The sequence below is a fragment of the Caulobacter sp. genome (assembly GCF_035254145.1).
In the GTDB taxonomy this organism is placed as follows: domain Bacteria; phylum Pseudomonadota; class Alphaproteobacteria; order Caulobacterales; family Caulobacteraceae; genus Caulobacter.
Genome location: NZ_DATFAV010000336.1, coordinates 1 through 8,347, shown reverse-complemented (window position 1 = coordinate 8,347; position 8,347 = coordinate 1). Strand labels below are relative to the sequence as shown.

Sequence of the window (8,347 nt, the reverse complement as noted above, 5' to 3'; positions counted from 1 at the left end):
GCGCTGGTCCAGGTCGTGGCTGGCCAGCTGGAAGCCGGCGCCCAGGCTGTCCAGCGACTGCAGCACCTGAAGGCGCTTCTCGGCCGACAGGGTCAGCGACTTCTCGACCGGCGTTGTCAGATAGGCGTAGGCGCGGGCCTTGGAGCGGCCAACCCGGCCCCGGATCTGATAGAGCTGGGCCAGGCCGAACATGTCGGCGCGGTGGACGATCAGGGTGTTGGCCGACGGAATGTCGAGGCCGCTTTCGACGATCGTCGTCGCCAGAAGCACGTCGTACTGGCCTTCGTAGAAGGCCGTCATCACGTCTTCCAGCTGTGTCGCCGCCATCTGGCCGTGGCCGACGACGTACTTCACTTCTGGAACCTGGGTGCGGAGGAACTTCTCGATGTCCTCCAGGTCCTTGATGCGCGGCACGACGTAATAGGACTGGCCGCCGCGGTACTTCTCGCGCAGCAGAGCCTCGCGCAGGGTCACCGGGTCGAACGGGCTGATGTAGGTGCGCACCGCCAGGCGATCGACCGGCGGGGTGGCGATGATCGACATCTCGCGGATGCCCGACAGCGCCATCTGCAGGGTGCGCGGGATCGGCGTCGCCGTCAGCGTCAGCATGTGGACGTCGGCGCGAAGCTCTTTCAGCTTCTCCTTGTGCTTGACCCCGAAGTGCTGCTCCTCGTCGACGATGACGAGGCCCAGATCCTTGAACGACACCTGCTTGGACAGGATGGCGTGGGTGCCGACCACGATCTCGAACTGGCCGGTGGCCAGGCCCTCGCGGGTCTCGGCGGCTTCCTTGCCGGTGACCAGGCGCGACAGGCGGGTGACCTTGACCGGCCAGCCCTGGAAGCGATCCTTGAACGTCTTGTAGTGCTGGCGGGCCAGCAGGGTGGTCGGGCAGACCACGGCGACCTGCTTGCCGCTCATCGCCACCACGAAGGCCGCGCGCAGGGCCACTTCCGTCTTGCCGAAGCCGACGTCGCCGCAGATCAGGCGATCCATCGGCTTGCCGGACGCCAGATCCTCCAGGACGTCGTGGATGGCGCTGAGCTGGTCGTCCGTCTCCTCGTAGGGGAAGCGGGCGCAGAACTCGTCGAACACGCCGTGCGGCGGATCGGTCTCCTCGACGTGCTTCAGCTGGCGGGCGGCGGCGATCTGGATCAGGCCCTCGGCCATGATCCGCAGCCGTTCCTTGGCCTTGGCCTTGCGCCCCTGCCAGGCCGCGCCGCCCAGCTTGTCCAGCTGGACGTTCTCGGCGTCGGCCGCGCCGTAGCGCGTCAGGAGGTCGATGTTCTCGACCGGCAGGTACAGCTTGGCTTCGCCGCCATACAGCAGGTCCAGACAGTCGTGCGGCGCGCCCTGGACATCCAGGGTCTTCAGGCCCTCATAGCGGCCGATGCCGTGGTCGATGTGGACGACAAGATCACCAGGCGTCAGGGCGCTGGCCTCGGCCAGGAAGTTGGCGGCGCGACGCTTCTTGCGCGGACGCGCCAGGCGGTCGCCCAGGATGTCGGTCTCGGAGATGACCGCCAGGTTCTCGGTCTCGAAGCCATGATCCAGCGGCAGCACGACGCGCTGCGGCGTCTTTGGATCGTTGGCCTTGGCCGCCTGCCAGTAGCCGGCGAACGGGATCTTCTTCAGGCCGTGATCGGCCAGCATGGTCCCCAGGCGCTCGGACGAACCCTCGGACCACGAAGCGAACAGCACGCGTTTTCCTTTGCCCGCGAGATCGCGGGCGTGGGCTGCAGTGGCCTCGAACAGGTTGACGCTATCCTGGGCCCGCTCGGCGGCGAACACGCGGCCGAGCTTGGCGCCCATGTCGACGACATCCAGGCCTTGCGGTTGGAACGGCGTGAACAGGCGGTGCGTGCGGTCGGCGATCTCGCGGTCCCATTCTTCTGTCGTCAGGTAGAGGGCGTCGGGCGCCAGCGGGCGGTAGGCCGACTTGCGGTCGGCGCTGGCGCGGGCCTCGTAGGCGTCGTGGATCATCGACAGCCGTTCGTCGCGCGCCTCGGCGGCCTGGTGGTCGACGCCGATCAGGGCGCCGGCCGGCAGATAGTCGAACAACGTCGCCATCCGCTCGTAGAACAGCGGCAGCCAGTGTTCGAGGCCCGCGCGGCGGCCGCCTTCGCTGACCGTCGCATAGAGCGGATCGTCGCCCGGCGCGCCGAACTGCGCCACATAACCCTTGCGGAAACGCGAGATCCCGTCAGCGTCCAGCAGGGCCTCGCTGACCGGCAGCAGGTCGATTTCCTTCAACTGCTTGGTCGAGCGCTGGGTCTCGGGATCGAAGGCGCGGATGCTCTCCAGAGTGTCCCCGAACAAATCGAGGCGCACCGGCTCCTCGGCCGCGGGCGGGTAGACGTCGATGACGCCGCCGCGGATCGCGAACTCGCCGCGCTCGGACACGGTCGAGGCGCGGGTGTAGCCATTGACCGCGAAATACTGCTCCAGGTCCTTGATCTCGACCGTGTTGCCGACCTTGGCCGAATAGGAGGCGCGCAGCAGCACGTCCTTGGTCGGCACGCGCTGCAACAGGGCCGGCGCGGCGATCACCAGGATGGCGGGCTTGGTCTCGCCCAGGCCCCGAGCCAGACGCGACAGGGTCGACATCCGCGTGGCCGAGACGCCCGAAGACGGACCGATCCGGTCGTAAGGCAGGCAATCCCACGATGGGAACAGCACCGCCTCGATCTCGGGCGCGAAGAATTTCAGGGCGTCCAGGAAGGCGTTGGCCCGCGCGGTGTCGCGGGCGACGAAGGCGGTCAGGCCGCCACGCGCCCGGGCGATGTCGGCCATCACCAGCGCGTCGAAGCCCTCCGGCGCGCCGGCCAGGGTCAGGCCGCCGGCGGCCTTGGCGATCTGTTTGGCGTCGTAGGCCATCGGGTCTCGTATCTATTTAAGGTGTCAGGCGCCGTCGCCGGCGGGACGCGACGCGTGCGCCTCGAACCTGAACGCGCGGATCATCGCCATGACGTCGGTCTCGAACCTTTCCGGCGTCGACTCCTGGCCGACGATCCAGGCGTAGATCTCGCGATCCGACTGCTCGAGCAGGCTCTCCAGCGTATCGAGCTGCTCAACGGTAAGGCTGGGGCCGTGGACGTCCGCGAACGGGCCCAGGATCAGGTCCGCTTCCCGAAAGCCGCGATGCCAAGCGCGGAAACGAAGGCGTCGAAGGCGGGAGTCGTGGTCGATGGTCATGCGCGGCGGATATAGAGCGGCGACCGCCCACGCGCCAGCTTTACGGCTTGGCCCGGCGGGGGCGAAAACCTCTCATGGCCTTGTGCCGATTGACTTTGCCCACTTTCGGCCTATTTATCCGCAGCTTCGGAGCAGGTCTGGCGAATCCGCGCCGCCCGCTCGCCCAAGCACGGGCGGCTCCGAGCAGACCAGCGTGTAATGACTGAATTCACAGACCTCGGGCTCTCGCCCACGACCCTGCAGGCGGTCGCCGACACCGGCTATACCACTGCGACCCCCATTCAAGCCCAGGCCATTCCCGTCGCCCTCGCGGGCCAGGACGTCCTTGGCATCGCCCAGACGGGCACTGGCAAGACCGCCGCATTCACCCTTCCACTGATCGACAAGCTGCAGTCGGGCCGGGCCAAGGCCCGCATGCCCCGCGCCCTGGTCATCGCCCCGACCCGCGAGCTGGCCGATCAGGTCGCCTCCAGCTTCGAGAAGTACGCCAAGGGCACCAAGCTCTCGTGGGCGCTCTTGATCGGCGGCGTCTCGTTCGGCGACCAGGAAAAGAAGCTTGATCGCGGCGTCGACGTGCTGATCGCCACGCCCGGCCGCCTGCTCGACCACTTCGAGCGCGGCAAGCTGCTGATGACCGGCGTCCAGTTCCTGGTCGTCGACGAAGCCGACCGCATGCTGGACATGGGCTTCATTCCGGATATCGAGCGCATCTTCAAGATGACGCCGCCCAAGAAGCAGACGCTGTTCTTCTCGGCGACCATGCCGCCGGAAATCACCCGCCTGACCAAGCAGTTCCTGCGCGATCCAGTGCGGATCGAGGTGGCGCGTCCGGCGACGACCAACGCCAACATCACTCAATTGCTGGTCAAGGTCCCCTCCTCCGATCCCAAGGCCAAGCGCCTGGCGCTGCGGGCCCTGATCGAAAAGGCCAACATCGAGACCGGCATCGTCTTCTGCAACCGCAAGACCGAGGTCGACATCGTCGCCAAGTCGCTGCGCGTGCATGGCTTCGACGCCGCCCCGATCCATGGCGACCTCGACCAGTCCCAGCGCATGAAGACCCTGGCCGACTTCCGCTCGGGCGCGCTGAAGATCCTGGTGGCCTCGGACGTCGCCGCGCGCGGCCTGGACATCCCGGCCGTCAGCCATGTCTTCAACTACGACGTCCCGCACCACGCCGACGACTACGTCCACCGCATCGGCCGCACCGGCCGCGCCGGGCGTTCGGGCATCACCTACATGCTGGTGACCCCCGCCGACGACAAGGGCTTCGACAAGGTCATCAAGCTGATCGGCTCGACGCCGGAAGAAGAGAAGCTCGACCTCGACTATTCGAACGCCGTCACGGTGAAGCGCGAAGGCGACCGGGACCGCAAGCGCGGCGGCCGTGATCGCGGCGAACGCAGCGAACGTCCGGCGCGCGGCAGCAGCCGCAGCCGTGGTCGCTCCGAAGAAGCCGTCGTCGAAGCGCCCGTCGAGGCCGTCGCCGTCGAGACGCCCGAAGCGGTCGCCGAGGACCGTCCCGTCCGCGAACGCAAGCCGCGCCGCGAACGCGAGCCGCGCCCCGCCGCCCCGGCCTCCACGATCGAAGCCGCCGAACGTCCCGTTCGCGCCGAACGCCCGGAACGAAGCGAGCGTCCCGAGCGTCCGGTGCGCGGAGTCCAGCCGATCCGTGGCCGCGAGGACGACGACGACCGTCGCGTCGTCGGCTTCGGCAACGACATTCCAGCCTTCCTCGCCCGCCCGCCACGCGGCGCGAAATAGGACCAAGGTCCTCGTCATCGAAGATCGCCAAGGCGCCGCACGGAAACGTTCGGCGCCTTTTGCTTTTGAGATCTTGGCGGCCTCGCCCGGATCTGATCGCCCGATGGCCGCGCTGGAAAAACGCTGTTATCCTGGCGCACGTTCTCGGCTCGATCGCGCCGGAGCCCGGCCGGTCCAGCCCAACAGGAATGGGAGGATCGCACATGGCCGCCATCGACCCCGAACTCGAGCTCGACCGGGAAGCCATCCTGGTCGCGCACGAGAAGACCTATCACGCCTTCTCGGTGCTGTTGCGCTGGGCCATGCTGGGCCTGGCCTCCGTCATCGCCGGCCTGACGACGGGGTTCGCCACGCCGGGCGGCTTCTGGGGCGGGCTGGCGGTCTTCGTGATCGTCTGGACGGCCGGCTACTACGGCATGGTCAAGCGCGAGGAGCAGCAGCCTCTGGACCCGTGGGTTCAGGGCCGCAAGGGCATCCTATAGCGCCGCGTCGACGAAGCGCAGCAAGTCGTCCAGCGGCGGCTTGAAGGCGAACTTGAAGCCTCGCCGCAACCTGGCCAGCATCGGCGCCTCGCGCGCTGGGCAGGGCGAGGCGCAGACGTAGCCACGCCAATCGACTCCGACCTGGCGACAGGCCGCCCTCACCCACTGGCTGGTGAAGTTCAGGGGCTGGATTTCCACGACCCGCGCCCCACGCGGCAGGAAGACGGCGTTGGCCAGGGCCGCGCCGCTGGCGCCGACCAGCACCTCGGCGTCACGGACCAGAGCGACCTGCTCGGCCGCGCTCAGGGTCTCCGGTCGCACGATCGTGAAGCCCCGCGCGGCCAGGGCTTTCTCGAACGCCGCCTCGCCGACCATCACCCGCATCGACTGGCCGCGCCGGGAAAGATAGACGCGCCGCGCGCCGCGCCCGCCTGGCGCCCGCGCCAGCACCCGCGCCGCCACGTCCGCCACCAGGCCGTTCGGATGGTGCAGGAAGTGGTCCATGCTGGTGGCGAAGGCCGCCCGCTTCAGCCGAACGACGGGTTCGTCGATCTCCCGAACCGCGCGACCGGGAAGCGCCAGGGCGATCAGGTCGCGCTGCCAGGTCGTCAGCCTGGGCGCGAGGATCGGCAGGTCGTCGAGAAGTCCCGCCCGTTCCATGGCCAACAGCGACGGCAGGGCGTCGATGACGAAGTGGCCGTAGTTGAAGGTCGCGCCCCAGGGGAGGAACACCGCGCCGCCTTCGATGGACAGCGCTGAAGCCGGTGGCGCGAACCGGGCGGCGTTCTCGACCAGGCCCGGAATGGCGGAAAGGTCCCGCGAGCCGTGACGCGCCTCGCCGATCGTGGCGTTGTAGAGCGCGCCGTCCGTCCCGATCAGCGCCCCGAAGCGCGGGAACCACCAGGCTTCGCCGATCGCGCACAAGGCCGGCACATTGACCGGCGGCGGCGCGGCGATGTCGAACGGCCAGGCGGCGGCTTCGGGACCGCCCAGTGTCCCGAGGGACGCGCCGTCCGAGGCGTCCTGCACCGGCGTCCAGGCCACGCCCGTCGCCCCAATCGCAAGCCGCTCGCGCAGCTCGGCCTGGGACATGCGCGGCATGTCCTGAGCTTCGACGATGGGGCGCACGGAAAGCGACGCGGTCATGCGCCGCTTGGAGCATGGCCGAGCGAGGAGCGCAAATCGCCCAAGTCGTGAACTGCTTCCTCGGCCCTGGCCATTTCCCGCCCTGAAAGGTCGGGGATTGATAGCCACGGACAAAGCCGGCCGCCGGCGCCGAGCGCGGACATGCCGAGGATATGTTTGGGCTGGTGAGCGGCCCTTGAACTTCGCTCGGACAGCGGAAATTCTGCGGCAATGACCGTCTCTCTCCTCCGTCTCGAAGCTGGCTGTTCGCTGGAGTTCGCCCCATCCGACATTGAGCGTGTCAAGGCAGCCCTTGAACAGCTCTACGGCGTGCCTCTAGTCGGCAAATCGAGCCCGATCCTAACGGTCTACACGTTCGCGAGCGCCAACCTCATCTTTCAAAACGAGTGGGAAGATCCCTGCCTCATCGCTAACGAGCCGGAGGGAGTGGCGATGTTAGAGCAAGTGGCAAAAGCGTTAGGGTAACCCTCAGCGGCGCAAAGCGGCCCCGCCTATTGCCTCTTGAGGGTGGGAAGCTGCCGCCGCTTCATTCATCCCGAACGTAGTGTGGCGTGCGCGGTGAGATCGGGCATTTGACCATAAGTGGTCGCCAAGACCTCGGGCGACGTCCTGGCCCACGCAAGTACCGACGCGTCATCTTCGATCCAGGTGGCAAACCCTCTGGTCTTCCACGAGTATCCCTCGACATTGGCGATCTCGAACAGCTTCTGGACAAAACGCTCAGCTACTGAGCGCCCCCATGACAGCGCTTCCTCGGCTGATGCAGCATCGATCCAAACGGCCTCGCTGGACTCGTCGTCCCAGCCCCCGGCACGGTTGGCGGCAAAATCATCCGGGCTCTCGAACCCAAACCTGAACAGATATCGCATGTGCGGATCATAGAACTCGCGCTGCCAAGTACCGCAACGGGTGGGAGGCCGTCATTGCCCCCTCTCCCATAGGGAGAGGGTTGGGGTGAGGGGTTAATGCGCCAGACGGAGTGCCGGCACGCCGTCAAACCTCGTAACCCCTCACCCTCCCATCGCTTCGCGACGGGCCCCTCCCTCTCCCTATGAAAGAGGGATTCATAGGTCCGACTAGGGTCGCTAGGCGACCTTGTCGCTCGACATCTTGGCCTCGAAGGCGCGCAGTCGGACCCCAAGATCACCGATCCTGATCTCAGTGCGCGTCATCGGGTGCGAGACGGGCCAAACCAGTCTGTCAGCGACCGCGAGTTGCTCAAGTCGCGCCAAGTCACCTACGTGTTCATAGGCCCATAGACGCCAACGCGGCGCTGCGAAGGACCACCACGCCCATCCTGCAGCAAGGCCGACGATGAAGAAGCCGCACAGCGCCCACTGCCCCCTTGTAGTGTTGAACGCCTTATCGATACCTAGATAGAGGATAGGGGGCCAGACAAACCCCATAGTGATCAGCCAGACCGGCAAGGTCACTCGCCAGTAACCGGCCCGAACGGCGCGCTCTTCCAACGACGTTTCGGTATCAGTCATGGCGGCAGCCTAGCCTTCACGGAAGGCCGCGTCAGCAACGGGTCGAAAGGGCGCTTTGGTTCAGGCGCCGATCTCGGACGTCGAATGCGACCGCCGGCGGCCCGTTCGTCCTGTCCTCGCGGCCGATAGAGGTGGTCCCCGCCCCTGGGCTTGCCCTCGAGGCGGGAATGACGGAGCTAGGAATGAACCTTGGGCGAACCTAGCGCTTGATCTGCCCCGCCAGGTACTTGCGGATCGCCTCGCCATAAGGCGGCCGCAGGCCCAGCATAG

Annotated in this window: 9 protein-coding genes and 1 pseudogene; 4 read left to right on the top strand and 6 right to left on the bottom strand. The window is 67.1% G+C overall.

What is annotated here, in order from left to right; translation table 11 throughout:
• Positions 1-2,877: transcription-repair coupling factor (gene mfd, locus VJ655_RS20060; protein ID WP_324114205.1), on the bottom strand; the 2,877-nt coding region annotated here is incomplete at its 3' end.
• Positions 2,878-2,901: 24 nt separating this feature from the next.
• Positions 2,902-3,195 (bottom strand): succinate dehydrogenase assembly factor 2, encoded by a 294-nt coding sequence (locus VJ655_RS20055; RefSeq protein WP_324114203.1) that lies wholly within the window; start codon positions 3,193-3,195, stop codon positions 2,902-2,904.
• A 198-nt stretch (positions 3,196-3,393) separates the two neighbouring features.
• Between VJ655_RS20055 and VJ655_RS20050 the strand changes: the two genes are divergently transcribed.
• Together VJ655_RS20050 and VJ655_RS20045 are read left to right on the top strand one after the other, a co-directional pair.
• Positions 3,394-4,959 (top strand): DEAD/DEAH box helicase, encoded by a 1,566-nt coding sequence (locus tag VJ655_RS20050; protein WP_324114201.1) that lies wholly within the window; start codon positions 3,394-3,396, stop codon positions 4,957-4,959.
• Positions 4,960-5,162: 203 nt separating this feature from the next.
• Complete coding sequence (locus VJ655_RS20045) at positions 5,163-5,441, top strand: hypothetical protein (RefSeq protein ID WP_324114199.1); 279 nt, start codon at positions 5,163-5,165, stop codon at positions 5,439-5,441.
• Here the strand turns inward: VJ655_RS20045 and VJ655_RS20040 are convergent.
• Entirely contained in the window at positions 5,436-6,587 is a 1,152-nt protein-coding gene (locus VJ655_RS20040) for a DUF563 domain-containing protein (RefSeq protein WP_324114197.1), read from the bottom strand. The two genes, VJ655_RS20045 and VJ655_RS20040, sit on opposite strands and share 6 nt — an antisense overlap.
• 210 nt (positions 6,588-6,797) lie before the next feature.
• On the opposite strand from VJ655_RS20040, the gene VJ655_RS20035 reads away from it, so the two are divergent.
• Positions 6,798-7,052, top strand: coding sequence for a hypothetical protein (locus VJ655_RS20035; protein WP_324114195.1), 255 nt, complete (start codon positions 6,798-6,800; stop codon positions 7,050-7,052).
• 65 nt (positions 7,053-7,117) lie between these two features.
• Here the strand turns inward: VJ655_RS20035 and VJ655_RS20030 are convergent, their stop codons facing one another.
• Positions 7,118-7,456, bottom strand: a complete 339-nt coding sequence (locus tag VJ655_RS20030) for a hypothetical protein (RefSeq protein WP_324114193.1) — start codon at positions 7,454-7,456, stop codon at positions 7,118-7,120.
• A 40-nt stretch (positions 7,457-7,496) separates the two neighbouring features.
• Between VJ655_RS20030 and VJ655_RS20025 the strand changes: the two are divergent.
• Positions 7,497-7,652: pseudogene (locus tag VJ655_RS20025) on the top strand (hypothetical protein); the annotation flags it as partial.
• Positions 7,653-7,672: 20 nt separating this feature from the next.
• Here the strand turns inward: VJ655_RS20025 and VJ655_RS20020 are convergent.
• Together VJ655_RS20020 and VJ655_RS21155 are read right to left on the bottom strand one after the other, a co-directional pair.
• Positions 7,673-8,077 (bottom strand): hypothetical protein, encoded by a 405-nt coding sequence (locus VJ655_RS20020; RefSeq protein ID WP_324114191.1) that lies wholly within the window; start codon positions 8,075-8,077, stop codon positions 7,673-7,675.
• Between the two features lie 199 nt (positions 8,078-8,276).
• Positions 8,277-8,347: hypothetical protein (locus VJ655_RS21155; RefSeq protein ID WP_414647012.1), on the bottom strand; the 71-nt coding region annotated here is incomplete at its 5' end.